The organism is Glutamicibacter sp. NPDC090743 (genome assembly GCF_044769125.1).
Taxonomy (GTDB): Bacteria; Actinomycetota; Actinomycetes; order Actinomycetales; family Micrococcaceae; genus Glutamicibacter.
On record NZ_JBIVXE010000002.1, the window covers coordinates 605,925 to 630,590 of the forward strand.

Sequence of the window (24,666 nt, forward strand, 5' to 3'; positions counted from 1 at the left end):
GAATTCTTGGCAAAAAAGCAGGCCGGCATTGTGAGTTCTCGCGATGCCGGCCTGCGGGGAATTTATTTGCTAGCTATCCGCAGGCTTCTGCGAGTCCGCCAAATCGTTGCCGCGCATCTTGGCGACGATACTCATCAGGTGGAAGACCACCAAGGTGGCGATCGAGCCCAGGGCGATGCCGCCCAGCTGGAGCTGGCCGAAGGCGATTTCCTTGGTCACTGCAATGGCGATGATCAGGCCGGTGCCGGCGGTCATCAAGTTGATCGGGTTGCCGAAATCGACCTTCGCCTCGATCCACAGGCGCGCGCCGACGATGCCGATCATGCCGTAGAGCACGATGCCCAAGCCGCCAATCACGCCTTCTGGAATGGTGCCGATCAATGCGCCGAACTTCGGCAGGAAGGCCAGGGCCACGGCCACAATCGCAGCGATCCAATAGGCCGCGGTCGAGTACACGCGCGAAGCGGCCATCACGCCGATGTTCTCGGCATAGGTGGTCGTGGCCGAACCGCCGCCGAAACCGGCGAGCACGCTGGCAGCGCCATCGGCCATCAGCGCACGGCCGTTGAACTTCGACAGGTCGCGATTGGTCATCACGCCCACGGTGCGCACATGGCCGATGTTCTCGGCGATCAGCACGAACACCGCAGGCAGGAACATCAGCGCAGTGTCGAAGTGGAAGGTCGGGGTGTGGAATTCTGGCAGTCCGATCCACTCCGCGGCAGCAACCGCCTTGAAGCTCACCTGCCCCTGGGCCAGTGCAACAAGGTAGCCGCAAAGAAGTCCCATGAGGATCGACAGCCGGCCCAGCAGGCCCTTGAACGCAACGGTCGCGACCACGGTAAAGATCACCGTGAGGAAAGTGGTCAGCGGGAACTCGGTCATGGGAACCAGCGTTGCGCTGGCCAAATTCAGGCCGATGAGCGCCACAATGGTGCCCATGACCACCGGCGGCATCAGGGCGTGGATCCAGCCGGTGCCGGTCTTCTGCACGATCAGCCCGACAACGAACAGCAAGGCCCCGGTCATCACGATGCCGCCCAGCGCGCCGGACATGCTGTGCGACTGGGTGGTCGAGAGCACCGGAGCAATCATCGCAAAGGACGAGCCGAGGTAGCTGGGCACCTTGTTCCTGGTCATCAGCAAGAAGATGACGGTGGCCAGGCCGGTGAACAGCAAGGTCGTGGTGACCGGGAAGCCGGTGATGGTTGGCACCAGGATGCTGGCGCCGAACATCGCCAGGATGTGCTGGGCTCCGATGGAAACGGTCTGCGGCCAATGCAGCCGCTCATCCGGGGCAACTACCTCACCTGGGGTGATGGTCCTGCCGTTGCCGTGAATGCTCCAACTCATGATTCCTCTTCCCGGGCCCTGCGGGTTTTAGGCCGTAGAGAAGTCTACTCGGTTCTCGTGCGCCTGCGCGAAGAAAGAGCGCTCATGTTCCGCCGAGCGGATGAAAGCGGCCTCCATGCGGGCCCGCAGCTGCGGATCTGCCTGCTCGAACGCCTGGCGGACCATTTCGATGGCCTGCTCGGTGGCGGAATCGAATTCCTCGGATGCATAGGTTTCCAGCCATTGCCGATAAGGATGCTCGGCATGGTTGGCTGCCGACAACCGCTTGCCGATGTCCTGGTACAGCCAGTAGCAAGGCAGGATCGCGGCAATCAGCTCCCCGTAGCTCTCCTGGCTGGCGGCCAGGTGGTTGGTGTAGTTCAGCGTGGTGGCGCTGGGCGTATCAGCGAACTCGTCCAGGTAGCTGCCGTGCAGCTGCAGCTCGCCATCGAGGATGCCGTTGGCGCCACGCGACCAGAAACGCTGGGCACCGAGATCCGGCGCCATCGAGCTGGCCAGCGAAAGCACTTTGGCATAGCGCAGCAGATACAGCGCATCCTGGGCGATGTAGTAGTGGAAGTCATCCCGGTCCAAGGTGCCCTCGGATAGCCGGGTGATGAAATCCAGCTGGTCGATTTCCTCGCGGATCGGCTGGATCTTCTGCCACCAGTCGCCCATGGGATCTGCCGTGCCGAAGAAGTCGATGAAGTGGTTGACCGGGCCGTGGCCGCTGCCCACCTGCAATTGGTCGGCCGCTGCGATGGCCTTGGAGAGGTAGGACTTGGACTGCTCCAACGCGGCGATCCAATCTCCAGTGGCAGCGAAGCGGGTAGCCAGAGTGCTGGAAAGGGTGCAGCCGGTGCCGTGGGTGTTCCTGGTGGCATGGCGCGGGCCGTGCAGCTCCAGTTGCACCCCGCCCGCCGACACCAGGGCATCGGGGCAATCCGCCCCGGCCAGGTGCCCGCCCTTGGCCAGCACCAGCGTGTCGTGCTTGGCAGCCAGCCGCTGGGCCTGGCGCAGGGCTTCGTCCCAGAAAGGGGCCACAGGCTCGCGCAGCAAGCTGGCCAGCTCCAGCAGGTTCGGGGTAATCACCGTGGCGCGATCCAGCAGCGAATCAAGGGCGGATTCGTCGTCGAGCAGGCGATCCCCGCTGGTCGCCACCATGACCGGGTCCAGCACGACGGGGGCGTCAACAGTTTCCAGCCAGCGGGTGACTGCGCGGATCACCTCGGCGTTGGCCAGCATCCCGATCTTGATCGCATCGATGCGGATATCTGTGCTCACGGCTTCGAGCTGCGCGAGGACGAAATCGCCACTGATCGCCTGAACTCCGGATACCCCATGGGTGTTTTGCACAGTCAAAGCGGTGATCACGCACATTCCGTAGCCGCCGTTGGCGGCAATGGCCTTCAGATCCGCTTGGATTCCGGCGCCGCCGGAAGGATCGGAGCCTGCGATGGATAGGATGTTCATTTCGAGGCCTCCCAGGCTGCGACCAGCTGCGCGCTGGCAAGTTGCGGATCTTCGGCGTTGCAGATGGCGCGGACCACGGCCAGGCCTGCGCCGCCGCCGGCGCGGATCGCGGCGGCATCGTCTTGGGTAATTGCGCCGATCGCTACGCAGGGCAGCTTGGCCAAGGCAGCGGCTCGCGCAAAGCCGTCCAGCCCCAGGGGAACAGGATGGTCTTTTTTCGTCGGAGTGGCGCGGATGGCTCCTACACCGAGGTAGTCGATCACCGAGGCGTCCTTGTTCGCCTGGGCCAATTGCTCATCGCTGGAAGTACTCAAGCCGATGATGCCCTCGCCAATGATCTGGCGAGCCAGCTGTACCGGCACATCTTTTTGCCCGATATGGATGCCGTTCACTGCTGCGCCAGCAGCCCGTGCCGCGAGGTAGACGTCAATGCGGTCATTGATCAGCAACTGGGCTTTGCCCTCGGTGAGCTTGGCAGCCGCGCAGGCCAGCTCGAAGAATTCCCGGGCGCTTTCATCCTTGGCGCGCAGCTGGATCCACCCGATCCCTCCGGCGACGGCGCCCTCGATAACTTCCAGGGTGCTGCGTGGGGTGCAGCTGGCAGTGTTGGCTACTAGATAAGCGCCGTAATTATGCATGGTTCAATTCCTCGTACTTCAAAGTTTTCAGTTCCCCGGGATCGGCAGCCGACAGCGCATCAAGGAAGGCAACTGCGAAGCTGCCCGGACCGGAGCTGCCAGCCAGGGCCTTTTCCGCGGCCAGGCCATAGAAACCGTGGGCTGCGATGGTGGCCTCGAACGGGTCATCGTGGACCGCAACCATTCCGGCGCAGACCGCGCCCAAGGCGCAGCCGCCACCTGTCATCCGGGTCAAGCCAATTCCGTTGGTTTGCACCAAGACGGTACGCGTGGCGTCGATGATGGCGTCAGCCTGGCCGGAAATGGCCACTACGCAGTCGTTTTCCGTGGCCAGTTCGCGTCCCGCCGCCAAGGCGGCAGAAACCTCATCCAAGGCATCGACACCGCGCGAAGCAGATTGCCGGCCGGCCAGGGCCAGGATTTCCGAGGCGTTGCCGCGAATCAGGGTCGGGCGTTGCCGGACAATGCGCCGGGCAAACTCCGTGCGCACCGGAAGCGCTCCCACTGCCACTGGATCCAGGACCCAGGGGGTGCCTGCAGCGCTCGCCGACTGCACAGCTTCTTCCATGGCGGTCAGCTGTTCAGTGCTTGGAGTTCCCAAATTCACCAATACGGCTGAAGCTGCCTGTGCGAATGGGCCGGCCTCTCCGGGCAGATCCGTCATGGCCGGGGAAGCCCCGGATGCCAGCAGGACATTGGCGGTGAAATTGGATACGACGGTATTGGTCAGGCAAAAAACCAAAGGTGATTGTTGCCGGTATTTTTGGGCAACTGCATGCAAAGCCATGCGACATCCCTCCGCTAGCGTGAACTAGATCAGGTTCTACGGGTCTTATCTCAGTCGGTTGATCCGACACCCCGTGTCACTGCCATAGAGCGTACGCACAACCGGTTCCGAGGACAAGTTACTTACGCTCGCGCCGCGCCACCAAGGCCTTGAGCGTGGCCGCATCCACCTTCTGCGCGGCCGCCAACGCCCAGAGGTGATCCACGGCGGCCAGGAGATCTTCACTGGTATCCACCGGCTGCGGCCGCTCGTTGACCACTGTGCCGGCACGGCGCCGGGAGGTGATCAGCTCTTCGGCTTCCAGCTCCTTGTAGGCGCGCGCCACTGTACCGACAGCGACGCCGAGGTCCGTGGCCAGCGCACGCACAGTAGGCAGCTTGCTCCCCGAGGGCAGATCTCCCAAGGAGATCAGTGAAGCAATCTGCGAGCGGATCTGCTCATAGGGCGGGGTAGCTGCTTGGAGGTCAACACTGATCTGCGTGCTCATGAAGTAGCTGCCGGCTGATGTTCCCGCACGAAGGCGCTACCGGGGCGCTCTAGGAAAATGACTGCTGGGACAACGAAGATGAGCAATGCAAAGAGTCCCAGCCCGGCCGGGAATCCGTAGCCAATGAGCAGCATGGCTACCACTGCACTGGTGTTAACACGCATTGAACGCAGTTCCAGGACCTTGCGGTACCAGATTTCTTCGGCCGACGAGACAGCCCAGGGAATAATCGCCCGGCGGGAGAACCAGACGAATCCAAGATGGGTTGCCAGCAACAGCAGGATCAAGCCTGCAACCATTGTCTTGCCTGGAGGTGCGAAGCCCCACAAATAGTCCAGTGGCGGATCGAGAAGAAAATAGGTGCTGGTGGCAAACAGCAAGCCAGCGGCGATGTAGGACCACAAGGGCAAGGGTGCGTGGTACTTGGGTGCTGCAGACGCCTGCCGGGCCACCGTGCTGACGTAGCTGAGATAAAGCGCATTGAGAACGGCATAGCTCAAAGCCGCACCGGCAAAGATCATTAAGATCCACGTAGTTCGCTCATTGGTAGGCATCTGGAGCTCGTCATCCAGTGGCAAGAATGACCAGCCGATTGCAACGCTGAGCAAGGTGAGTGCTGCAGTTACGTATTGCAAGGTGAATAGTTGATCACGCAAACGCGAGAAGGCGGTCCGTTCCCTGGTGGTGGATTGAGCTGAGAATGTAGAGCGCGGTCCCCAGAAGAGCAACGTGAGGGCTACCGCAAGGGCGCCATAGCTAACGAACTCGTACTGTCCATCCGGCGAATTAGCCTGCGAGTAATTGACCACCGACACGGTGAAGGCCAGCAAGACGATGCCGATATTGCGCATCAAGCGGTTGAGCCAGACCGTGCGCAACGCTTGGTTGTCTTCGACCGAGATGCCGGCCAAGGCAGGTTTTTTCAGGATAACTACGGTAATCACAGCCGCGGCCACGATGATCCCTGCCAGGGCCACGATGAATACCGGGAGCATCTGCGTGCCCGGCAACCGCCCATCATACGGACCCTCCGACGTGTATGAATAGATGCCGTCAAAATCAAAGGTCGTGAATTCCGAGGCCGGAACGCCAACGAGCCCTTCGACTTTGGACGCCGGCCACAGGGAGCCGACCGCGATCAGCAGCAAAAGCCCAACGAAAGCCCCTAGGGCCTTGGGAAACGGAGTTGTCAGGCTGCGGGCCTCTAATGAAGCGGTGCGCACTGGCTGGAGTTCCTTGGGCCAAGTGAACAAGCCGATGAGGTAAACCAGAAGAACCCAGATCCCCGGAGTGAGTGCTTCAGCGAGAGCCGAACCTGAATTGGGCTCGGTCATTGAAACGCGCCAGGTCTCAGACAAATCCCATGAGGTTGAAGCAAAGAATGCGATCAATGCGCACCAGAACGAGTGGGATCGGGCCCGGTCGATAGCTGGTGTTCCACGCCTGTGCGCCACCGAACGCAACCAAACGCAGATGATTGCGGCAACGAAAGCGATGGATATGGCGCTCGCCGAGAACTGGTTCATGGAAATCAATGTATCAACTATTTGATACATATTGAATCCTCTGGCGAATTAAACGATGAAAAATAGTCCCAGTGACGTACGCTCAAATCATGGGTCTGTTTACTTCCACTCCGTTGCCCGAACCGGTCGGTGATTCCGCACCTCCGGTGGACGAGCATCCATCGCGCATAGCAACAGTTCTGAGTCATTTGCGGCGTTCTGCGGACACGCGGATCACGCATCCGCGACGCTTCCGCCTGCAGCAGCTCAAGGCACTGGAGAAGATGCTGGAAGAGCATCTGGAAGACTTCGTCCAGGCCTTGGCCGAGGACTTGGGCAAGAGTGCCACCGAAGCCAAATTCTCCGAAATTGACGTGGTGCGCGCGGAAATAGATTTCGCCCAGCGCCACCTCGTTGAGTGGATGGATTCCACCAGTGTCAAGGTTCCGCTGGCCTTGCAGCCAGCCATGGCCAAGGTCGAGCCGCGCCCGCTGGGGGTCGTGCTGATTATCGGAGCCTGGAACTATCCGGTTCAGCTGGTGCTCGCACCGCTGGTCGCGGCCATTGCTGCCGGCAACGCTGCGGTCATCAAGCCATCCGAGCTGGCTCCTGCGACCTCAGGCGCCTTGGCTAAGTTCCTCCCGGTCTACCTCGACGAACGGGTTTACGCGGTAGTTGAAGGCGGCGTGGATACCTCCACCGAGTTGCTTGCCGCCCGCTGGGACCACATTTTCTACACCGGCGGCGAACGCGTGGCCAAGATCGTGGCTGCCGCGGCCGCGAAGCATCTGACGCCTACCACCTTGGAATTGGGCGGAAAATCGCCGGCCGTGGTGGAGAACGATTCGTTGGCTTCCGCGAAGCGCTTGGCTTACGCCAAGTTCATGAATGCCGGCCAGACCTGCGTGGCGCCGGATTACGTATTGAGCGTGGGCGACTCGTCTGAGCTCATCAGGCGCCTGGGCCAGGCCATCACCAGCTTCTACGGCAAGGAACCGCTGACCCATCCGGACTTTGGCCGCATCGTCAGCCGCAAGCACTTTGAGCGGCTGCTGTCGATGTTCGAGCAAGGCGAGGTGGTTTTCGGCGGCGAGTACGACGAGGATACCCTGCGCATCGCGCCGAGCATCATGCGCAATGTGGACCTCGAGGGAAGTTTGATGACCGAAGAGATTTTCGGTCCGATCCTGCCGGTGATCGAAGTGGAAACCTTCGAGGAAGCCCTCGAATTCATTGCCCGGCGGCCGTCGCCGCTGGCCGCTTACCTGATGAGCGAAAGCCCGCGCCTGCAGTCGATTTTCTCTGATCGGGTGCGAGCCGGCTCCATTGTGCATAATGCTCCGTTGGCCCAGATGATCGTTCCAACCCTGCCTTTCGGCGGTGTGGGACCGAGCGGAATGGGGGCCTACCACGGCAAGCACGGGTTCGAACGGCTTTCGCAGATGCGCTCGGAATTCAACAAAACAACCGTCGTTGATACCCTGAGCGCAATATATCCTCCATATTCATGGGCCAAGCGAAAGATTATTGATCGCTTACTGTAGCGCGGTTCATAGCTTTATGGTTTGTCAGGGTGCTTGGATTGATAGGTTGGAAATTTTCAAGCATCAGGAGATGTAACGCATGACTGAGCCCGCACCGTCCCAGGACGGTCTGAAGCGTGGCCTCAAAGCTCGCCATATGCAGATGATTGCCATTGGCGGCTCGATTGGTACCGGACTATTCGTCGCGTCCGGCGGCACCATTGCCCAAGCTGGCCCCGGTGGCTCGCTGGTGGCCTACGCGCTGATCGGCATGATGGTGCTGCTCTTGATGCAGTCGTTGGGAGAAATGAGCGCCCGGCTTCCGGTCGCCGGCTCCTTCCAGACTTACGCAACGGTCTTCGTGAACCGCCACTTCGGCTTCGCGATCGGCTGGAACTACTGGTTCAACTGGGCCATTACCGTGGCTGCCGAACTGGTGGCAGCTGGCATCATCATGTCCTACTGGTTCCCTGATGCCCCGGGATGGATCTGGGCGGCCATCTTCCTGGTGCTGCTCACCGGATTGAATGCGCTGTCCGCCAAGGCCTTTGGCGAGGGCGAATACTGGTTGGCCGCGATCAAGGTCATCACCGTGGTGGTCTTCTTGATCTGCGGTGTCGCGATGATCTTCGGCATCCTGGGCGACTCCACCCCTGGCTTCAGCAATTGGACCGATGGCGAAGCGCCATTTGTTGGCGGCTGGCTGTCCATCGTCTCGGTCTTCATGATCGCCGGTTTCTCCTTCCAGGGAACCGAACTGATCGGCGTGGCCGCCGGTGAAGCCGAGAACCCCCAGCGCGACATCCCACGCGCCATCAAGGCGATCTTCTGGCGCATCATGCTCTTCTACATCGGCGCGATCTTCGTCATTGGCATGCTGATCCCGTATATGGATCCATCCCTGCTCTCTTCCGAGGCATCGGATATCACCACCTCGCCATTCACCCTGGTCTTCGAACGTGCGGGCGTAGCCTTCGCCGCGGCACTGATGAATGCGGTGATCCTGTCGGCTATCCTCTCCGCAGGCAACTCCGGCCTATATGCCTCTGCGCGCATGCTTTATTCGATGGCGTTGGACGGCAAGGCTCCAAAGATCTTCGCCCGCTTGAACAAGCGCGGCGTTCCCATGCCGGCAATGCTGCTAACCGCCTCGGTAGGCCTTTTCGGCTTCCTGACCGCGATTGTCGGCCAGGGTTCGGCATATACCTGGTTGCTGAACGTTTCGGGTCTCTCCGGCTTCATTGCCTGGGTGGGTATCGCAGTGTGCCACTACAAATTCCGCAAGGCATATATTGCCAGCGGGCAGGATCTCGCGAACCTGCCGTACAAGGCGCCACTGTTCCCGTTGGGACCGATCCTGGCTTTCGTGATCCTGATCGTGGTGATCGTCGGCCAGAACTACCAGGCGATCGTGGATGGAAACTTGCTGCAGATGGCTTCGAGCTACATTGGCCTGCCGATCTTCCTGCTGCTCTGGCTGGGCCACTGGCTGGCTACCCGCAAGCAGCCAGCCGTGGCCATCGATCCATGGACCGCAAAGCTGCACTAGCCAGCTAGCGCAGCATCAACAATCACCCGAGCTTCAGCCAGCACCTGCTGCAGATGCTCGGGTGATTTTGTTGATTCTGCATAGATCTTGTAGATGTCTTCCGTGCCCGATGGGCGCGCGGCAAACCATGCGTGCTCGCTGGAAACCTTCAAGCCGCCAATGGGGAAGCCGGCCGCTTGCGTGGCCTTGGCGGTAATCGGATCCGATGCCAGTTCGGTAGCGGTGACCATCGATGGGTCCAGCTTGCCCAGTACGGCCTTCTGCTCGCGGTTTGCGGGCGCGTCAAAGCGGTCGTAGAAGCTGGGGCCGTGGCGCTCTACCAGTTCGGCATGCAGCTGGCTGGGGCTCTTGCCGGTTACTGCGCGGATCTCGCTGGCCAGCAGGGCCAGCATCAGGCCGTCCTTGTCGGTGCTGAACGCCTTGCCGGAGAAATCCAAGAAGCTCGCCCCGGCCGATTCCTCGCCGCAAAAAGCGACCCTGCCGGAAGCCAGCGGTTCAACGAAGTACTTGAAGCCCACCGGTACCTCGCGCAGGGTCCGGCTGTGGGAAGCCACCACCTTGTCGATGAGCACCGAGGAGACCAGGGTCTTGCCGATCTGGGCATCACCTGGCCACTGCGGACGGTGGGTGAGCAGGTAGTCGATGGCCACGGCCAGGAAGTGGTTCGGATTCATCAGGCCGGCATCCGGGGTGACAATGCCGTGGCGGTCAGCATCGGCATCGTTGCCGGTCGCGATGTCGTACTTCTCGCGATTGGCCACGAGGGAGGCCATTGCATGGGCGGAGGAGCAATCCATGCGGATCTTCCCGTCCTTGTCCAAGGTCATGAAGCCGAAGCGCGGATCCACGGACTCGTTGACCACTTCGAGGTTCAGGCCGTATCGGCGGCCGATTTCGCTCCAGTAGTGCACCGAAGCCCCGCCCAGCGGATCTGCGCCAATGGAAATGCCGGACTCGGCGATGGCCTTGAAGTCGATGACTTCAGCCAAATTGGCGATGTACAGTTCGCGGAAGTCGAAAGGCCGGGCATTCGGCTCGCCGCGCTTGACCGCTCCGCTGGCCAGCAATTCGTTGGCCCGTGCAGCGATGGGTCCGGTGATTCCGGATTCTGCCGGTCCGCCATGCGGCGGGTTGTACTTGATGCCGCCGTCGGTTGGCGGGTTGTGCGATGGGGTGATGATCAGGCCATCGGCCTGTTCGCCGCCGCTAGCGTTATGTACCAGGATTGCGTGGCTGACCGCTGGAGTGGGAGTCAGTCCGTCATCGGCGAGCACGGTGACGCCGTTGCCTGCCAAGACTTCAAGGGCGGTGCGGTATGCGGGCGCGGAGAGTGCGTGGCTGTCCTTGCCCACGTACATCGGGCCGGTGATCCCCGCACCGTTGCGGTAGTCGACCACGGCCTGGGTGATCGCAGCGATATGCATTTCATTGAAGGTGGTGTTCAGGGAGCTTCCGCGATGTCCCGAGGTGCCGAAAATGACGGCCTGGTCGGGGTTGCCGCTGGAAGGAACCAGGGTGCTGTAGGCATCGAGTACCTCCTGCAAATTGATCAGGTCTGATTCTTGGGCTGGCTGGCCAGCTCGGAGGTGTGCCACAGATTGCCTTTCAGATTGATGCGCTTATCGCAGTTTCGTAGAAGAATGGTAGGCAAATGAGCTACTACCAGTATCCGCAGAACCCCTACCAACGACCGCCTGAATCCGCCGGCCTCTCGGTGGCTTCCCTGGTGCTTGGCATCTTGTCGTTGCTAGGCTTCACTGTCATTATCCTTGTTCCGCTGGCCGGAGTCATTACCGGGCACCTGGCCTACCGGCGTGAACCCAGCTCCCGGGGCTTGAGCCTGGCCGGGCTAATTACCTCATGGATTGGATTGGCACTAGCCATAGTCATTTATGCGGTAGCCATCTGGTTCTTCTGGGCATTGTCAACCGGGTTCGGCTACGACTCGTATTACGACAACGTGACCTTCTCACAAGGGCTTCTTCGATAACCCCCGGGCATGAAAAAAGCGGTTGGTTCAAATGAACCAACCGCTTTTCGCATGCTCGAACGCTTAGAGGATCGGGCCCATCAGCTTCTTCAAGGCCGGGGTAGCTGCCATCATGGCAATACCCAGGACAACAGCGGTGCCGCCCATGGCGATGAAGTACGGGATCTCGTTGCCCTCGGTGTAGTAGCCGGCCAGCACACCCGACAGGGTGGTGCCCAGCGAAACCGACAGGAAGAACAAGGCGATCATCTGGGTGCCGAAGGCGGCCGGAGCCAGCTTGGTGGCAATTGCCTGGCCCACTGGCGAGAGCAGCAGCTCGGCAAAGGTGCACAGCAGCAGGATGCCGACCAGCGCCAGCAGCGGGGTCTTCACGAAGGATTCCAGCGGGATGAACAGCAAGAAGGCCGCACCCACAACCACCAGTGCCAGGCCGAACTTCATTGAAGTGCGTGGCTGGCGCTTGCCCAGTTTGGTCCACAATGCGGCGAAGATACCGGCGAAGATGATGATGAAGACCGGGTTGATCGAGGTAACCCAGCTCGGTGGCATTTCCCAGCTGCCCAGGTGGCGGTCCAGGCGCTGATCCGAGTAAGCGGCAATGAAGGTGAACTGCTGCTGGAACAGGGCCCAGAAGGCAGCCGAACCGATGTAGAACGGAATGAATGCCCAGACTTGCTTGCGCTCGGTGGCGTCAACCTTCTTGCTGCGCAGGATCAACGCGAAGTAGATGATCGAAGCGGCGATCACCACGTAGGCGATGGTGCTTGCCAAATTCTCCGGAGTCACGATCTTGGATGCGAAAGCGGCAATGATCAAAACGATCACGGCAGCGAAGATGACCACATAGCGGTTGCGCTCAGAGGCAGGCAGCGGGTTGCTTGGGATGCGGCCGGAGTCCGGCAGCTTCTTGCGTCCAAGGGCATAGATCCCCAGGCCGATAGCCATGCCGACCGCGGCAGCGGCGAAGCCGATGTGGAAGCCGTACTGGACCTGCAGCCAACCGGTGAGCAGTGGGCCAAGCAGCCCGCCGATGTTCACGCCCATGTAGAACAGGGAGAAGCCGGCATCGATGCGCGGATCTTCCTTGGAGTACAGGGAGCCCACCAGGGCTACAGCGTTGGCCTTCAGGCCGCCGGAACCGACGGCAACGAAGATCAGGCCGATAACCAGTCCGGCATAGCCGGGCAGGAGCGCCAGGCCAATATGGCCGATCATGATCGCGATAGCCGAGAAGAACAGGACGCGTTCCGAGCCGAACAGGCGGTCGGAGAGCCACGCGCCCAGGATGGTGGACAGGTAGACAGCGCCGCCGTAGGCGCCGACCAGCGACAGAGCCAGACCCTGGTCCATGCCCAGGCCGCCGTCGGTGACCGAGTAGTACATGTAGTAAGCCAGCAAGCCCTGCATGCCGTAGAAGGAGAATCGTTCCCACATTTCCACGCTGAAGAGGCTTGCGAGCGCACCGGGGTGACCGAAGAAGGTCTTTCCGGAAGCTTTGGTGCTCGTTGTTGCAGTAGACATACGTAATATTTTTCGCCTTTGCCCACCCGAGTACCTACTTATATGGGAAAGGTCACACCTGCATCTGGACGGCCAGCGCGAGCAGCAGTCCTTCGTCCGAGCGCGGGGAAATCAGCTGAATACTCATTGGTAACCCCTCGTTGGAGTGGCCTACCGGAACGGTGATGGCCGCTACTGAGGCGACGTTCACCATGGAGGTGTAGGGGGTGTACCGGCACTGCAACATATAATCCACATCGGCTGTGGATTGTGTATAGTGCCCGATCTTCGGCGGGATCGAGGCCATGGCAGGGGTGGCCACGACATCGTAGGCGGACCATTGGCGCACGAAGTCGGCCGCAATCTGCTTCAACCTCGAACCTGCCTGCAGGCTCTGTTCCAGCGAGCGGTCGGCGGCACGTCGGCGGAAATCCCTTGCCAAGTCGCCGAGCAGCGAATCATCCGCGACCGGAACGTCTTTCAGGCCATTGGTCCACACCGCCGCGAAGGTTTCCGGATAGTCCGTGGCGTAGTGCAGGTTGGCCGGCTGGACGCGATGCCGTTCTCCAAGGCGTTCAAGGCCCTGGGCAAATGAAGCCCGGGCTTCTTGCGCCAGGGTAATTTCATAGACCGGTTCAAACGGGGAATGGGTGCTGTACCCAATCTTCAGTCCGTCCAGGCGCTGGGGGTAGCTTCCCTGCAGCAACGGCAGATAGTGGTCCTTGCCGCGCATGGCGTCAAGCAGCAAAGCCGCATCCAAGGCATCATGGGTCAACGGTCCGCTAACCGCTAGCTTCGGTGCGCCCATGGAATCGGTGTAGCCATCAAGGATGTCGCTGGGAACGCGGCCCAAAGAAGGCTTCAGGCCTACCAGTCCGCAGGCGGCCGCGGGGATGCGAACCGAACCGCCGCCATCAGAGCCCGGACCCAGCGGAATCATGCCGGCGGAAATCGCCGCGGCCTGCCCGCCAGAGGAACCGCCCGACGAGCGCGTGGGATCAAAGGGATTGCGTGATGGGGGCGCCACGAGGTTCTCTGAATAGCTGCTCAGCCCGAATTCCGGAACCTGCGTCTTGCCCAGGACCACCACGCCCTCGGCGCGCAGCCTGGCCACCAAGGAGTGATCACGTTCAGCGACCATCGCAGGCATCGCCGCAGTGCCATAGGTGGTAGGCATCCCGGCCACGTCATTGAGGTCCTTGAACGCGGTGGGGAGCCCATGCAAGCGGCCAATGTCGCCACGGGCATGCGCCTGGTCCGCCGCTGCCGCGGCCTCCATCGCATTTTCTGCCACGTGGACGAAAGCACCTAGGTCCGCCTGCTCTTCGATGCGCTTGAGGTAGTGCTCGGTGACCTCGCGGCTTGAACGCTCGCCGCGGGCCAGCTCGTCTCGCAATTTCAGGGCGCTTGAGGGAAACATGTCGGCTTTCGACGCAGGAAATGACTAGTCTTATAAGCAAACACCCTATGTGAGAGGAATGCTAGCCGTGAGCGATTTTGAGACTGTTTCGGTCAATGATGTCCCGAAGGATGCCTTCATCCTTGACGTGCGCGAAGACTTCGAGTGGGAAGCCGGCCGCGCTGCCGGAGCAACCCATATTCCCCTTGGCTCCTTGCCAGAGAAGATTTCCGAGCTTGACCCGGATGTAGACACCTACGTCATCTGCCGTACCGGTGGCCGTTCGGCCCAGGCCGCATCGTGGCTCACCGTGATGGGCTACACCGCCTTCAACGTCGCCGGCGGTTCCGATGCGTGGATCGAAGCGGGCTTGCCAATGGAAGCGGATAACGGCCAGGAGCCAACCGTACGATGAACTATGCCTATCTGGGACCTGCTGGCACTTTCACCGAGTCGGCCCTGCTGCAGGTTCCCGGGGCTGCCGAGGCGCAGCGGATCGCGGCCTCCAACGTCAACGTGGCGCTGACCATGGTGCGCGAGGGGACCGCGGACGCGGCGATGGTCCCGATCGAGAACTCGGTAGAAGGCGGCGTTTCGGCCACCTTGGACGCCATTGCGCAGGGCGAAGCCCTGCAGATTGTTTCCGAAATCCTGGTTCCGATCACTTTCGTGCTGGCGGTACGCCCCGGCATCGACTCGCTGGAGCAGATCAGGCAGATCTCCACCCACGGGCATGCCTGGGCGCAGTGCCGCTTATGGGCCGAAGCGAATATTCCCGGGGCCGCATTCACCCCGGCTTCTTCCACGGCAGCCGGCGCCCTGGCTCTCGAAGAGGACGAACCGCCGCATGATGCGGCGATCTGCTCTCCGCTGGTAGCCCAGGAGCGCGGCCTGAAGGTGCTGGCCAGCGGGGTCGAGGACAATATCGGCGCGGTGACCCGCTTCATCCTCGTGACTCGTCCGGGAAGGATTCCGCAGCCTACCGGCGTGGACAAGTCAACGCTGATCCTGCCGCTGCCCGAGGACCGTCCCGGTGCGCTGATGGAAATTCTCGAGCAATTCACCGCCCGTGGCGTGAACCTCTCGCGCATCGAATCGCGTCCTACAGGCAAGAGCCTGGGCGAGTACTTCTTCTCCGTCGATATCGAAGGCCACGTGGCCGAGGAACGCGTTGCCGCCGCCTTGTCGGGGCTGCACCGGCTGTCCCCGCACCTGCGCTTCCTCGGTTCCTACCCAGCCGCCCAAGGCCTGGAGCCGGCCGTGGATACCCATAATTCAGATGCGGCATTCAGTGAAGCCCGTTCCTGGGTGCAGTCGCTGCGCGACCGGCTTTAAGCAGGCAGCGCGAAGGCCCGGCCTAGCTCCCCGCAAGGGGAAATCGGCCGGGCCTTCGGCATGCGCTACGGGGTGCGCAGGCGCAGGGCGCTCGGGTTCACGGACACCTGCAGTTCGTTGACCTGGCCGGTGGGGTCCCCGTCGATCTGGGTATTCATCGGCTCATCGCAACGCAGCGACACGCCAGAGGTCTGGTAGAAGCTCATCACCGGAATCTTGTTCTTGGCGCGGAATGCGGTCTTGAGCAGGATCCAGGTCCAGCCGGCGGCCGAGCGGGGAGAAAGGATCACTGCGTCGAGCACGCCGTCGTCGATCTTGGCGTCGGGCACGAAATCCAGGCCCTGCAGCTTTCCGCAGTTGGCGAAGAGCACCGAACGGACCTTGCGGGTCTGCCAGCTCTCGTCGCCCGAGAGCTTGAAGCTGACCTTCTTGCGCTGGCCCGGCAACTGGCGCAGGCCGGCTTCCGAGTAGGCCAGCCAGCCGACCTTGGATTTCAGCTCTTCGTTGGTGTCGTCAAACAGGTCGGCGTCGGTGCCCACGCCGGCGATGACCAGGAAAGCATGATCCGCCTCCTTGCCGTCCAGCAGCTGCAGCTTCATGTGCCCGACGTCGATCCGGCGAACCATCCCGCGCACTGCCACCAGCGCCGCGGTGTGCAGGTCATCGAGCGGAATATCTACGTTGCGGGCCAGCAGGTTGCCAGTGCCCAGCGGCAGGATTCCCAGGGATGCGCCGGTGCCTTCGAGCACTTCCGCGACGGCGCGGATGGTTCCGTCGCCACCTGCGGCAATAATTGTGTCGCATTGCGCATCGAGTGCTTCACGGGCTGCATCCTGGCCGGCGTTGTCCTTGGTCGTTTCAAGGACCAGCGGTGCTTCCAGCCCCGCTTCAGCGCAGACGCGGACCACGGCTTCCCTTGCTTCGTCAGCACCTGACTTGGAAGGATTGATGACCAGGGCCACCTTGGTAGCCGCTGCCTGTTCAGCCGCTTCGGGCTGCTTGATCAGCGGTTTGCTGTAGTTCGAAAGCTTGCGCACCGAATACCAACTGGTCGCCGCGGCGGCAGCTGCAGCAGCCACGGCAGAGAAAACGATCACACGATTTGTCTGCATAATGCTCTCATCGTACTCATGATTGCTACCCTTAACATGTGATCGACCTGAAAATGCTCACCGAAAATCCGGATTTGTACCGTGCCTCGCAACGCGCGCGCGGTGCCGACGAGTCGTTAATTGACCAGCTGCTGGCAGCTGACACGGCACGTCGTGAAACCATCGCCACCTACGAGCGCCTGCGTGCCGAGCAGAATGCGTTCTCCAAGAAGGTCGGCAAGGCCAAGGGCGACGAGCGCGCCGCCCTGCTTGCCGAGGTCAAGGAGCTCGCTGCCGCGGTGAAGTCCGCCCAGGCCGAGTCCGACGCGGCCTCCGCCAAGTGCACCGCACTGCAGCGTTCCATCCCCAACCTGATCATCGACGGCATCCCGGCCGGCGGCGAGGATGACTTCACCGTCGTCAAGCACGTGGGCACCGCCCGCGACTTCAAGGCCGAGGGCTTCGAGCCGCTGGACCACCTGCAGATCGCCGAGAAGCTGGACGCCATCGACATGGAACGCGGCGCCAAGGTTTCCGGCTCGCGCTTCTACTTCCTCAAGGGCATCGGCGCCCGGCTGGAAATCGCGATGATGAATATGGCCCTGGATGTGGCCATGGCGCACGACTTCATCCCGATGATCACCCCTACCCTGGTCCGCCCCGAAACCATGCAGGGCACCGGCTTCGATGTCGAGCACGACGACGAGATCTACAAGCTCGAGCGCGACAACATGTACCTGGTCGGCACCTCGGAGGTGGCCCTGGCCGGCTACCACGCGGACGAGATCATGGATCTGGCCGACGGCCCGATCCGCTACGCCGGCTGGTCCTCCTGCTACCGCCGCGAGGCTGGTTCGGCCGGCAAGGACACCCGCGGCATCATCCGCGTGCACCAGTTCAACAAGCTGGAGATGTTCGTCTACGCCAGCGTCGAGGACGCCGAAGCAGAGCACCAGAAGCTGCTTGCCATGGAAGAGGACATGCTCGGGCGCATGGAACTTCCCTACCGCGTGATCGACACCGCCGCCGGGGATTTGGGCATGAGCGCCGCGCGCAAGTTCGACTGCGAAGCCTGGGTTCCTACCCAGGGCACCTTCCGCGAACTGACCTCGACCTCGAACTGCACCACCTTCCAGGCCCGCCGCCTGAATATCCGCGAACGCGAGATCATCGACGGCAAGGCCGGCAAGACCCGTTCGGTGGCGACGCTGAACGGCACCCTGGCGACCACCCGCTGGCTCGTGGCGATTCTGGAAAACCACCAGAACCCCGACGGTTCGGTCAACGTGCCCAAGGCGCTGCAGCCTTACCTTGGCGGACTCGAAGTACTCAAGTAGCCAATGACCGGCCATTTGCCGGCTGCCCCTCGCGGGCAGCCGGCAAATGCTTTTAACCGGTTGTTCACTTGGCGCTGTGCCTTGGGTCATCGCCAAAAACCCGCGGTGGTGGTTAACTTGAGCCATGACTGTTATGACTAAGCTCGGCAACGATGACCGGCTGACCAAGCAAAAATTGATGATTTGCCTTGACGTGGATGGCACCATCGTCAACCACCAGGGGGAAATGAGCCAGCGCGTGCGCGATGCCGCGCGGGCTGTAGTGGCCCAGGGCCATGAGGTAATCATCTCCACCGGCCGCTCCTTGGGTGCGGCCCTGCCCATCATGGCGGAACTGGGCATCGACCATGGCTATGTCGTGGTCAGCAACGGCGGCGTGCTCGCAAAGGTGTGCCAGGATGAAGTCGAGATCCTGCACCGCGAGATCTTCGATCCGTCGACAGCGCTCAAGGCGCTGCGCGACCAGCTTCCCAAAGCCAAGTACGCCTTGGAGAACGAGCGCGGCGAATTCCTTTCCAGCGAAACCTTCGGCGACATGAGCTTTGGCGCCGAGAGCAAGGTCGTTGATTTCGGCGAGCTGGTTAACAGCAAGGCCGTGCGCGTGGTGGTTTTCTCCACCGACAACACCGCCGAGGAATTCGGGCATGCCGTGCAGAGCCTGGGGCTCTCCGGGGTGACCTACTCGGTGGGCTGGACCGCTTGGCTGGATATTGCCGCCGAGGGTACCACCAAGGCCAGCGGCCTGGAGCGGCTGCGGGCGATCCTGAAGTTCGATTCAAAGGACTCGCTGGCAGTAGGCGATGGCCGGAATGACGTCGAAATGCTGCAGTGGGCCGGACATGGCGTGGCCATGGGCCAAGCGCCGGATGAGGTCAAGGCAGTGGCCGACGCCGTGACTGAAGGCGTTGACCAGGATGGCCTGGCCATCGTCCTGGAAGGACTGCTGGGCAGCTAGCACCAGGTTCTAGAGCTGGTCGGTGTATTCCAGCAGCCGGGCGATCGCTGCCCGCGCGCCCAGCTCGTCGTTGTAGCCCGAACGCACGATCGCCGCAGATACTGCCTGGGGAGTGATTCCCAGGATCCCGGCGACCGCTTTTTGCTGCCCGCGCACACCGGGAGTCAACAGGTCAACGACGGACCATTCGGCCTCGGTGCGGGTGCGGATCCACTGTCCGAGCATGCGCAGCAGGCCCTCGAGCTCGCCGTCCATCTCGTCATTGCCCGAGGAAACGCAGATCGGGACCCTTTCGCCGCGGTGGCTGGCCGCCTCCAGCGCGCCGAGCGCGCGCCGCGCCGCCCTGCCCTCGACCAGGTCGGCCTCTGCGGGCACCGGCTCGTACAGGCTGCCGATACCCAGCCCGATATTGCAGAAGTTCAGCCGTGCCACGCGCAGCAGCGCGTCGACGGCGGCATCGGGGTCACTGGGCACTCCGAGCAGCAGCTGCCCGCTGAGCGCGGTGAACGGCGCGTGGGTGTCGACTTGTTCCAGCTGGTGCCAGAGCTGCTCGCTGGCGGCGGCAACATCGGTGACCGAGCGGGGCCGGGGGCTGAGCGCAACGACAAACATGATTCAAGTATTGCGTGTGCAACCGGGTTTGTCGCGCACTGTGCGGCACTTGGCGGCTAACGGTGCTGCTCCAGCCTGATGCTGGTCCGCCGGCTGGCGGGATCAGGAGGAACTAGGACAGGGTGCTGCTGGGCGCGCCCTGCTGGGCGGGCAGCGCAACGGTCGTGTACTTGAAGAAGAACTGCGTAGCGGGGCCAATCAGCAGTGCATAAGCCACCGTGCCCACGCCCACCGGACCGCCGAGCAACCAGCCGATCCCCAGCACGCACACCTCGATAATGGTGCGCAGCAGGCGGATCGATTTGCCGGTGCGCAAATGCAGCCCGGTCATCAGGCCGTCGCGCGGGCCGGGGCCGAAATGGCAGCCGATGTACAGGGCGCCGCCAAGGCCATTGACGGCGATGGCGCCAACCAGGGTCAGGATCTGCCAGCCCAACCCGTGGACATCAGGGATGAGCCAGAGAAAGAAGTCCAGGCCAAGCCCGATGAGCAGCACATTGGCGACGGTGCCCAATCCTGGCCACTGCTTGAGCGGAATCCAGGCCAGCAGCACCACGACGCCGACGATGATCACTATCGTTCCCAGCGACAGCGGAATGTAGTTGGCCAGGCCCAGGTGAAGCACATCCCACGGATCCACGCCGAGCTGGGCGCGGATCAGCAGTGCCATGGCCAGCGCAAAAAGCATGAGGCCGATGAAGAGATTTGCAAGACGCAGGGGGAGCTTTCCGGCACGCAGCTGATCGAGCGGAGTGAGATTATGCAGGGTCATGATGCTTCAAGGCTAGCCCTGCGCTGAACCCCGGCAGTAATCCCGCAAGTATCAGATGGTCACATTCCTAGTCCCAGTCCAGCCATGGTGCGGCGAGCCCCGAGACAACCAGGGCGAAAGCTCCGATGAAAAGAAAGCCGATGGCAAGCGAAAAAAGAACCATCCAGCGGGTGGGACTGCTATTCATTATCGGATCCAGGCTTTCGTTTCATCATGATCCCGGTCAAGCGGGCCACCGAGTAGACGGCGCCAAACAGGGGAATAGGCATGGCTAGGGCCAGCGGTATGGCGGTGCGCACACAGCGTTCGCGGAGGAACTGCACCAGCACAAAGAGCGTGCCCAGCGCCCACAGCACCAGAATGCCAACTTCCAGGCCGTCCAGTGCCATTACCGCTTCCATGAAAGCAGTCTATCCACCGGGGGCGAGGCTTCCCAGTATCGCAATGCCCAGGGCCGACGATAGCTGGCTCAGGTCCCCGGGCCGAGGTTGGCTGGCCGATGCGTCGGTTTCAGCACCAACCGTGGCTTGAACCCCTGGCGGGCGCAGTGCGGGAACATGGATGAACAATGCCGGGACCGGTTGGGAATACGCCAAATACGCAATGTGGTTGCACACGAAACGCCCGGCATCCTCGGAGACCCTTGCCTCATAGCCTGCGGCGAGCAGGGCGCGGACGGCCGCTGCTGGATCAAGTGTGGCATCCAAGCGTCCCGGCGCATTCGCCTTGATGGCGGCTGACCGTGGCTGGGCGCCATCATTGTCGGGGATGCGGGCATCATCTTCGTTAAAAGCCCATCGCTCCGGCGTGATTGCATTCCGGCCGCCGGCTTCGCCGACGCAAATCAGCGCATCGGGCTGGTGCTTCGCCAAGAGCGATTCGAGTGCTTTGCCGGAGGCCGCGAAGGACACCGGAAGCATGGCGGTGAGGACCTGATGCTCGCCCAGCTGCCTGGGAAGGCTGGAAACGGCTTCCTGGCTGGCATTGAATTCGTCGTTGCCGAACGGCTCGAAACCGGTGACCAAAATATGCATGGGCCCATTATGGACCCAAACTGTCGGTGTCCGCTGATAGGACTGAGGCAATGGTCCGCTCGACAGTTCTTGGTTAGGTGCTCATGGTAATCGCGGTTTTTGTACTCGTCATCCTGAATATTCTGGCAACGGCATGTATTGCCTTGCTGCTGGTGCGCAGGACATCCGGCTCTGATGGCACCCAGATCCAGGACTCGGTGCGTGCTGCTAATGCGGAGCTCCGGCAGGAACTGGGGACCCAGCGCACCGAACTGCGCCAGGGGATGGGCGAAGTGCGTACCGAGATCGACGCCAAGCTGACCGCGATGGCAGAAGCCAATGCGAACCGCCATCTGCAGGTCCAGGGGCTGCTCCAGCAGGAAATGGAGAAACTGCGCTCGGGCAATGAAGCCAAACTCGAGAAGATGCGCGAGACGGTGGACGAGAAGCTCCAGGGGACCTTGGAGAAGCGGCTGGGCGAATCCTTTGAACTGGTCAGCAAGCGGCTGGAAATGGTGCAGAAGGGGCTGGGGGAAATGCAGAGCCTGGCCCAGGATGTAGGCGGGCTGAAACGCGTGCTCACCAACGTGAAGAGCCGTGGTTCATGGGGCGAAGTGCAGCTTTCGCGCCAGCTGGAAGACATCCTCACCGCAGAGCAGTACGAGCAGGACGTGGCGGTCGTGCCCGGCAGCCGCGAGGTCGTGGAGTTCGCGGTGATCCTGCCCGGGCGGGATGCCGGAACGATCTATCTGCCAATCGACTCCAAGCTGCCGCAAGAGGACTACGAGCGCCTGCTCGATGCCCAGGAGCACGGCGACAAGGCCGTCATCGCCGCTGCGGGCAAGGCGCTGGACCGGGCGATCCTTGAGCAGGCCAAGCTGATCTCCAGCAAGTACATCGCCCCGCCGTACAGCACCGACTTCGCCATCATGTACTTGCCCACCGAGGGGCTGTTCGCCGAGGTTGTGCGCAGCCCGGGGCTGGCCAGCAAGCTGCAGGCCGAGCACCGGGTGCTGGTCACGGGGCCGACCACCCTGATGAGCCTGCTGAACTCCTTGCAAATGGGTTTCCGGACACTGGCCATTGAGAAGCGCAGCAGCGAGGTGTGGCAGGTGCTCTCGGCGGCCAAGGAAGAGTTCCGCAAGTACGGAGATGTCTGGGACAAGCTGGGCAAGCAGCTGGCCACGGCGCAGAACACGGTGCGCGATGCCGGTACCCGGACCCGTGCGGTGGAGCGGAAACTCAAGGACGTGCAGACCCTGGAAGTTTCCGCGCAGGAAGATGTGCTCAGCGGAATGCTGCCTGAAGCCTAGCGCCGGGCAGGTCCGGGTCTCCGTCAGTGAACCGGCAGCAAAAGCAATGGCGGCGACCCCCGATTCGGGGGTCGCCGCCATGTTCGGCTTGAGCCTAGTGGCTAGGCCTTGAAACGCTCGATGGAGCGAGCCAGCTCGGCTTCGGCAGCCTCGCGGCCTTCCCAACCCTCGGCCTTGACCCACTTGCCTGGTTCCAGGTCCTTGTAGCGGGTGAAGAAGTGCTCGATCTCCTTGATCAGCCATTCGTCGATGTCTTCAAGTTCCTTGATGTGGTCAAAGCGCTTGTCGGCAGGAACGCACAGCAGCTTGGCATCGCCACCGCCATCGTCGGTCATGTTGAATACGCCAATTGGGCGTGCTTCGACAACAACACCTGGGATCAGGTCAACACCCGGGATGAAGACCATGGCGTCCAATGGATCGCCATCTTCGCCCAGAGTATCGTCGAAGTAGCCGTAGTGGGTTGGGTACTGCATCGAGGTGAACAGCACGCGATCCAGGCGCAGGCGGTGGGTCTCGTGGTCGATCTCGTACTTGACGCGCGATCCGGTGGGGATCTCGATGGTCACGTCGTGGCTCATGAAAAGCACACTCCTAAACTAGTCTTAGGGATATCAGCTATAAGGGTATCGCCCCATTGCGCCTGATGGATAAAACTGCGAGAGGAATGTAACCATATGAACACTGCCGCCCGACGCGCTATTACGCTGGGGGTGGCGATTGTTGCCATGGTTGCAGTGATTGCCGCGATGCTGCTGGCCCCGCGATTCTTCACCGGAGAGCCCGAGGCTTTCTACACCCCGGCCAGCGCGCAGCTGGCCGATAAATCCCCAGTCGCCGTGCGGGACCTGGACCCCAACGCCGCGCAACCGGACCCCGGGATCCTCGCCGCGAAGCTGGATGGCATCCTGGCGGACAAGCCCGACCGGACGTCCTTCAACGCCCAGGTGGTCGACGTGGCCACGGGCACAGTCCTGTATGACAGGAACTCCGAAATAAATGGCACCCCGGCCTCCAGCCTGAAGGTAGTTACCGCCATCGCGGCCCTCGATGCCCTCGGCGGCGACACCCAGCTGTCCACCAGCGTGCTGCTCGATGGCGGCACATTGATCCTGCGCGGCGGGGGAGATGTGCTGCTGGGCGACGGGGAATCGGACCCGGCGCACCCCAAGGGCTATGCAGGACTGGCAACCCTGGCCAAGCAGACCGCCGAAGAACTTGAAAAGCGCGGCATCAGCGAGGTCAAGCTGTGGCTGGACGACTCGCTGTTCGGCGATGCGCACAGCAACCCCGCCTGGGACAAGTCGCTGTTCACCTCCAATAACATTGGCCAGGTCTACCCGATTGCGCACTACGCCGGGCGTGCCGGGGAAAGCACCAGCACCGCCTACCAGTCCGACCCGGCCGCGCAGGTCCGCAAGGTCTTCGCCCGAGCCCTGGGCGAGCGGGTCAAGGTGGATGAGGGTGGCCGCGGCCCCTATGCGGGGGGCGAGCAGATCACCGAGGTGAAGTCGGCACCGCTGCGCGATGTCATCAAGCACATGCTGCTGGTTTCGGATAACTACATTGCCGAATCCATGGGCCGCCTGGTGGCGCTGGACCGCCAGATGCCCGGGGAGCAGGCAGGGGCCGCCGTCGCTGCTGTGGCCCAGGCCCATCAGGCTGCTGGCCACACGCTCGTGGACACCAGCGGCCTGGCTGCCAGGAACCGGATTTCGCCCGCGGCGCTGACCGCGGTACTGCGCTCGGCCGCCACCAGCAAGAAGCCGGAATTGCGCGAGGTCGTCTACTCGCTGCCGGTCGCCGGCTACAACGGCACCTTGATGAACCGCCTGGGCGGTGCCGGAACACTTGGCCTGGTCCGCGCCAAGACCGGCTCGCTGACCGGCGTGGCCACGCTGACGGGCATGGCCATGACCGAAGACGGGCGCCTGCTCGCCTTCTCGATCTATGCCGATCAGCCCAACGGAACACTCGCACCCCACAAGCCAACCATTGACTCTGCTGTCACCGCCATCCGTGGCTGTGGCTGCCGGAGCTGAACGCCGCAGGAGC

Annotated in this window: 25 protein-coding genes and 1 riboswitch; of the genes, 10 read left to right on the forward strand and 15 right to left on the reverse strand. The window is 62.1% G+C overall.

The features are described 5' to 3' along the window. Nucleotides 1–69: 69 nt before the first annotated feature. The 6 genes from ACIQTS_RS06265 to ACIQTS_RS06290 form a co-directional block, all read right to left on the reverse strand. Nucleotides 70–1,353 (reverse strand): uracil-xanthine permease family protein, encoded by a 1,284-nt coding sequence (locus tag ACIQTS_RS06265; RefSeq protein WP_105658654.1) that lies wholly within the window; start codon nucleotides 1,351–1,353, stop codon nucleotides 70–72. 27 nt (nucleotides 1,354–1,380) lie between these two features. After that, nucleotides 1,381–2,805, reverse strand: coding sequence for a bifunctional hydroxymethylpyrimidine kinase/phosphomethylpyrimidine kinase (gene thiD, locus ACIQTS_RS06270; RefSeq protein WP_105658653.1), 1,425 nt, complete (start codon nucleotides 2,803–2,805; stop codon nucleotides 1,381–1,383). Then, nucleotides 2,802–3,443: a thiamine phosphate synthase gene (thiE, locus tag ACIQTS_RS06275; protein WP_402472093.1), complete on the reverse strand. Its 642-nt coding sequence runs from the start codon at nucleotides 3,441–3,443 to the stop codon at nucleotides 2,802–2,804. The genes thiD and thiE overlap by 4 nt, the downstream gene beginning before the upstream one ends. After that, complete coding sequence (thiM, locus tag ACIQTS_RS06280) at nucleotides 3,436–4,230, reverse strand: hydroxyethylthiazole kinase (RefSeq protein ID WP_402472096.1); 795 nt, start codon at nucleotides 4,228–4,230, stop codon at nucleotides 3,436–3,438. The genes thiE and thiM overlap by 8 nt, the downstream gene beginning before the upstream one ends. Beyond that, a riboswitch (TPP riboswitch) is annotated at nucleotides 4,220–4,314 on the reverse strand. It overlaps the preceding gene by 11 nt. 34 nt (nucleotides 4,315–4,348) lie before the next feature. Further along, nucleotides 4,349–4,717 (reverse strand): GntR family transcriptional regulator, encoded by a 369-nt coding sequence (locus ACIQTS_RS06285; protein WP_193058079.1) that lies wholly within the window; start codon nucleotides 4,715–4,717, stop codon nucleotides 4,349–4,351. Then, nucleotides 4,714–6,051 (reverse strand): hypothetical protein, encoded by a 1,338-nt coding sequence (locus ACIQTS_RS06290; RefSeq protein ID WP_402472099.1) that lies wholly within the window; start codon nucleotides 6,049–6,051, stop codon nucleotides 4,714–4,716. Before ACIQTS_RS06290 ends, ACIQTS_RS06285 begins: the two co-directional genes overlap by 4 nt. On the opposite strand from ACIQTS_RS06290, the gene ACIQTS_RS06295 reads away from it, so the two are divergent. From ACIQTS_RS06295 to ACIQTS_RS06305, 3 genes are all read left to right on the forward strand, one after another. Further along, complete coding sequence (locus ACIQTS_RS06295) at nucleotides 6,038–6,268, forward strand: hypothetical protein (protein ID WP_041648259.1); 231 nt, start codon at nucleotides 6,038–6,040, stop codon at nucleotides 6,266–6,268. The genes ACIQTS_RS06290 and ACIQTS_RS06295 overlap by 14 nt on opposite strands. 64 nt (nucleotides 6,269–6,332) lie before the next feature. Then, nucleotides 6,333–7,766 (forward strand): aldehyde dehydrogenase family protein, encoded by a 1,434-nt coding sequence (locus ACIQTS_RS06300; protein ID WP_105658648.1) that lies wholly within the window; start codon nucleotides 6,333–6,335, stop codon nucleotides 7,764–7,766. 79 nt (nucleotides 7,767–7,845) lie between these two features. Beyond that, on the forward strand, nucleotides 7,846–9,294 hold the full coding sequence (locus tag ACIQTS_RS06305) for an amino acid permease (RefSeq protein ID WP_105658647.1): 1,449 nt from the start codon (nucleotides 7,846–7,848) through the stop codon (nucleotides 9,292–9,294). On the opposite strand, the gene pgm is transcribed toward ACIQTS_RS06305, so the two are convergent. Continuing rightward, nucleotides 9,291–10,889: a phosphoglucomutase (alpha-D-glucose-1,6-bisphosphate-dependent) gene (gene pgm, locus ACIQTS_RS06310; protein ID WP_402472103.1), complete on the reverse strand. Its 1,599-nt coding sequence runs from the start codon at nucleotides 10,887–10,889 to the stop codon at nucleotides 9,291–9,293. The two genes, ACIQTS_RS06305 and pgm, sit on opposite strands and share 4 nt — an antisense overlap. Nucleotides 10,890–10,945: 56 nt before the next feature. Here pgm and ACIQTS_RS06315 point away from each other — a divergent pair, with 56 nt between their 5' ends. Next, complete coding sequence (locus tag ACIQTS_RS06315) at nucleotides 10,946–11,284, forward strand: DUF4190 domain-containing protein (RefSeq protein ID WP_105658645.1); 339 nt, start codon at nucleotides 10,946–10,948, stop codon at nucleotides 11,282–11,284. A 63-nt stretch (nucleotides 11,285–11,347) separates the two neighbouring features. On the opposite strand, the gene ACIQTS_RS06320 is transcribed toward ACIQTS_RS06315, so the two are convergent. Together ACIQTS_RS06320 and ACIQTS_RS06325 are read right to left on the reverse strand one after the other, a co-directional pair. Continuing rightward, the gene (locus ACIQTS_RS06320) at nucleotides 11,348–12,805 is read right to left on the reverse strand and encodes a peptide MFS transporter (RefSeq protein WP_105658644.1); all 1,458 of its coding nucleotides are present in this window, start codon (nucleotides 12,803–12,805) and stop codon (nucleotides 11,348–11,350) included. 52 nt (nucleotides 12,806–12,857) lie between these two features. Further along, nucleotides 12,858–14,204, reverse strand: coding sequence for an amidase (locus ACIQTS_RS06325; protein WP_402472106.1), 1,347 nt, complete (start codon nucleotides 14,202–14,204; stop codon nucleotides 12,858–12,860). A 67-nt stretch (nucleotides 14,205–14,271) separates the two neighbouring features. Between ACIQTS_RS06325 and ACIQTS_RS06330 the strand changes: the two genes are divergently transcribed. Together ACIQTS_RS06330 and pheA are read left to right on the forward strand one after the other, a co-directional pair. After that, nucleotides 14,272–14,598, forward strand: a complete 327-nt coding sequence (locus ACIQTS_RS06330; protein WP_105658642.1) for a rhodanese-like domain-containing protein — start codon at nucleotides 14,272–14,274, stop codon at nucleotides 14,596–14,598. Continuing rightward, nucleotides 14,595–15,518: a prephenate dehydratase gene (gene pheA / locus ACIQTS_RS06335; RefSeq protein ID WP_402472108.1), complete on the forward strand. Its 924-nt coding sequence runs from the start codon at nucleotides 14,595–14,597 to the stop codon at nucleotides 15,516–15,518. The genes ACIQTS_RS06330 and pheA overlap by 4 nt, the downstream gene beginning before the upstream one ends. Nucleotides 15,519–15,583: 65 nt before the next feature. Here the strand turns inward: pheA and ACIQTS_RS06340 are convergent, their stop codons facing one another. Next, complete coding sequence (locus tag ACIQTS_RS06340; protein WP_105658640.1) at nucleotides 15,584–16,630, reverse strand: diacylglycerol kinase family protein; 1,047 nt, start codon at nucleotides 16,628–16,630, stop codon at nucleotides 15,584–15,586. 38 nt (nucleotides 16,631–16,668) lie between these two features. Between ACIQTS_RS06340 and serS the strand changes: the two genes are divergently transcribed. Next, on the forward strand, nucleotides 16,669–17,946 hold the full coding sequence (serS, locus tag ACIQTS_RS06345; RefSeq protein WP_105658639.1) for a serine--tRNA ligase: 1,278 nt from the start codon (nucleotides 16,669–16,671) through the stop codon (nucleotides 17,944–17,946). A gap of 124 nt (nucleotides 17,947–18,070) precedes the next feature. Further along, nucleotides 18,071–18,901, forward strand: coding sequence for an HAD family hydrolase (locus ACIQTS_RS06350; protein ID WP_400289648.1), 831 nt, complete (start codon nucleotides 18,071–18,073; stop codon nucleotides 18,899–18,901). A 9-nt stretch (nucleotides 18,902–18,910) separates the two neighbouring features. Here ACIQTS_RS06350 and ACIQTS_RS06355 read toward each other — a convergent pair whose 3' ends face one another. The 4 genes from ACIQTS_RS06355 to ACIQTS_RS06370 form a co-directional block, all read right to left on the reverse strand. Continuing rightward, entirely contained in the window at nucleotides 18,911–19,513 is a 603-nt protein-coding gene (locus ACIQTS_RS06355) for a hypothetical protein (protein ID WP_105658637.1), read from the reverse strand. 112 nt (nucleotides 19,514–19,625) lie between these two features. After that, complete coding sequence (locus tag ACIQTS_RS06360) at nucleotides 19,626–20,285, reverse strand: YitT family protein (protein WP_105658636.1); 660 nt, start codon at nucleotides 20,283–20,285, stop codon at nucleotides 19,626–19,628. A gap of 179 nt (nucleotides 20,286–20,464) precedes the next feature. Further along, entirely contained in the window at nucleotides 20,465–20,686 is a 222-nt protein-coding gene (locus ACIQTS_RS06365) for a hypothetical protein (RefSeq protein ID WP_133833724.1), read from the reverse strand. A gap of 9 nt (nucleotides 20,687–20,695) precedes the next feature. After that, on the reverse strand, nucleotides 20,696–21,319 hold the full coding sequence (locus tag ACIQTS_RS06370) for a pyroglutamyl-peptidase I (protein WP_332487018.1): 624 nt from the start codon (nucleotides 21,317–21,319) through the stop codon (nucleotides 20,696–20,698). Nucleotides 21,320–21,402: 83 nt separating this feature from the next. On the opposite strand from ACIQTS_RS06370, the gene ACIQTS_RS06375 reads away from it, so the two are divergent. After that, entirely contained in the window at nucleotides 21,403–22,611 is a 1,209-nt protein-coding gene (locus tag ACIQTS_RS06375) for a DNA recombination protein RmuC (RefSeq protein ID WP_402472115.1), read from the forward strand. Between the two features lie 101 nt (nucleotides 22,612–22,712). Here the strand turns inward: ACIQTS_RS06375 and ACIQTS_RS06380 are convergent, their stop codons facing one another. After that, complete coding sequence (locus tag ACIQTS_RS06380) at nucleotides 22,713–23,192, reverse strand: inorganic diphosphatase (protein WP_105658632.1); 480 nt, start codon at nucleotides 23,190–23,192, stop codon at nucleotides 22,713–22,715. 96 nt (nucleotides 23,193–23,288) lie between these two features. Between ACIQTS_RS06380 and dacB the strand changes: the two genes are divergently transcribed. Beyond that, on the forward strand, nucleotides 23,289–24,653 hold the full coding sequence (gene dacB / locus ACIQTS_RS06385) for a D-alanyl-D-alanine carboxypeptidase/D-alanyl-D-alanine-endopeptidase (RefSeq protein WP_402472117.1): 1,365 nt from the start codon (nucleotides 23,289–23,291) through the stop codon (nucleotides 24,651–24,653). Nucleotides 24,654–24,666 lie beyond the last annotated feature (13 nt).

What these genes read in the sequence shown, in the direction of transcription:
- ACIQTS_RS06265 (WP_105658654.1), bottom strand. Translation starts at nt 1,353, where the DNA reads ATGAGTTGGAGCATTCACGGCAACGGCAGGACCATCACCCCAGGTGAG.
- thiD (WP_105658653.1), bottom strand. Translation starts at nt 2,805, where the DNA reads ATGAACATCCTATCCATCGCAGGCTCCGATCCTTCCGGCGGCGCCGGA.
- thiE (WP_402472093.1), bottom strand. Translation starts at nt 3,443, where the DNA reads ATGCATAATTACGGCGCTTATCTAGTAGCCAACACTGCCAGCTGCACC.
- thiM (WP_402472096.1), bottom strand. Translation starts at nt 4,230, where the DNA reads ATGGCTTTGCATGCAGTTGCCCAAAAATACCGGCAACAATCACCTTTG.
- ACIQTS_RS06285 (WP_193058079.1), bottom strand. Translation starts at nt 4,717, where the DNA reads ATGAGCACGCAGATCAGTGTTGACCTCCAAGCAGCTACCCCGCCCTAT.
- ACIQTS_RS06290 (WP_402472099.1), bottom strand. Translation starts at nt 6,051, where the DNA reads ATGACCGAGCCCAATTCAGGTTCGGCTCTCGCTGAAGCACTCACTCCG.
- ACIQTS_RS06300 (WP_105658648.1), top strand. Translation starts at nt 6,333, where the DNA reads ATGGGTCTGTTTACTTCCACTCCGTTGCCCGAACCGGTCGGTGATTCC.
- ACIQTS_RS06305 (WP_105658647.1), top strand. Translation starts at nt 7,846, where the DNA reads ATGACTGAGCCCGCACCGTCCCAGGACGGTCTGAAGCGTGGCCTCAAA.
- ACIQTS_RS06315 (WP_105658645.1), top strand. Translation starts at nt 10,946, where the DNA reads ATGAGCTACTACCAGTATCCGCAGAACCCCTACCAACGACCGCCTGAA.
- ACIQTS_RS06320 (WP_105658644.1), bottom strand. Translation starts at nt 12,805, where the DNA reads ATGTCTACTGCAACAACGAGCACCAAAGCTTCCGGAAAGACCTTCTTC.
- ACIQTS_RS06325 (WP_402472106.1), bottom strand. Translation starts at nt 14,204, where the DNA reads ATGTTTCCCTCAAGCGCCCTGAAATTGCGAGACGAGCTGGCCCGCGGC.
- pheA (WP_402472108.1), top strand. Translation starts at nt 14,595, where the DNA reads ATGAACTATGCCTATCTGGGACCTGCTGGCACTTTCACCGAGTCGGCC.
- ACIQTS_RS06340 (WP_105658640.1), bottom strand. Translation starts at nt 16,630, where the DNA reads ATGCAGACAAATCGTGTGATCGTTTTCTCTGCCGTGGCTGCTGCAGCT.
- ACIQTS_RS06350 (WP_400289648.1), top strand. Translation starts at nt 18,071, where the DNA reads ATGACTGTTATGACTAAGCTCGGCAACGATGACCGGCTGACCAAGCAA.
- ACIQTS_RS06355 (WP_105658637.1), bottom strand. Translation starts at nt 19,513, where the DNA reads ATGTTTGTCGTTGCGCTCAGCCCCCGGCCCCGCTCGGTCACCGATGTT.
- ACIQTS_RS06360 (WP_105658636.1), bottom strand. Translation starts at nt 20,285, where the DNA reads ATGACCCTGCATAATCTCACTCCGCTCGATCAGCTGCGTGCCGGAAAG.
- ACIQTS_RS06365 (WP_133833724.1), bottom strand. Translation starts at nt 20,686, where the DNA reads ATGGAAGCGGTAATGGCACTGGACGGCCTGGAAGTTGGCATTCTGGTG.
- ACIQTS_RS06370 (WP_332487018.1), bottom strand. Translation starts at nt 21,319, where the DNA reads ATGCATATTTTGGTCACCGGTTTCGAGCCGTTCGGCAACGACGAATTC.
- ACIQTS_RS06375 (WP_402472115.1), top strand. Translation starts at nt 21,403, where the DNA reads ATGGTAATCGCGGTTTTTGTACTCGTCATCCTGAATATTCTGGCAACG.
- ACIQTS_RS06380 (WP_105658632.1), bottom strand. Translation starts at nt 23,192, where the DNA reads ATGAGCCACGACGTGACCATCGAGATCCCCACCGGATCGCGCGTCAAG.
- dacB (WP_402472117.1), top strand. Translation starts at nt 23,289, where the DNA reads ATGAACACTGCCGCCCGACGCGCTATTACGCTGGGGGTGGCGATTGTT.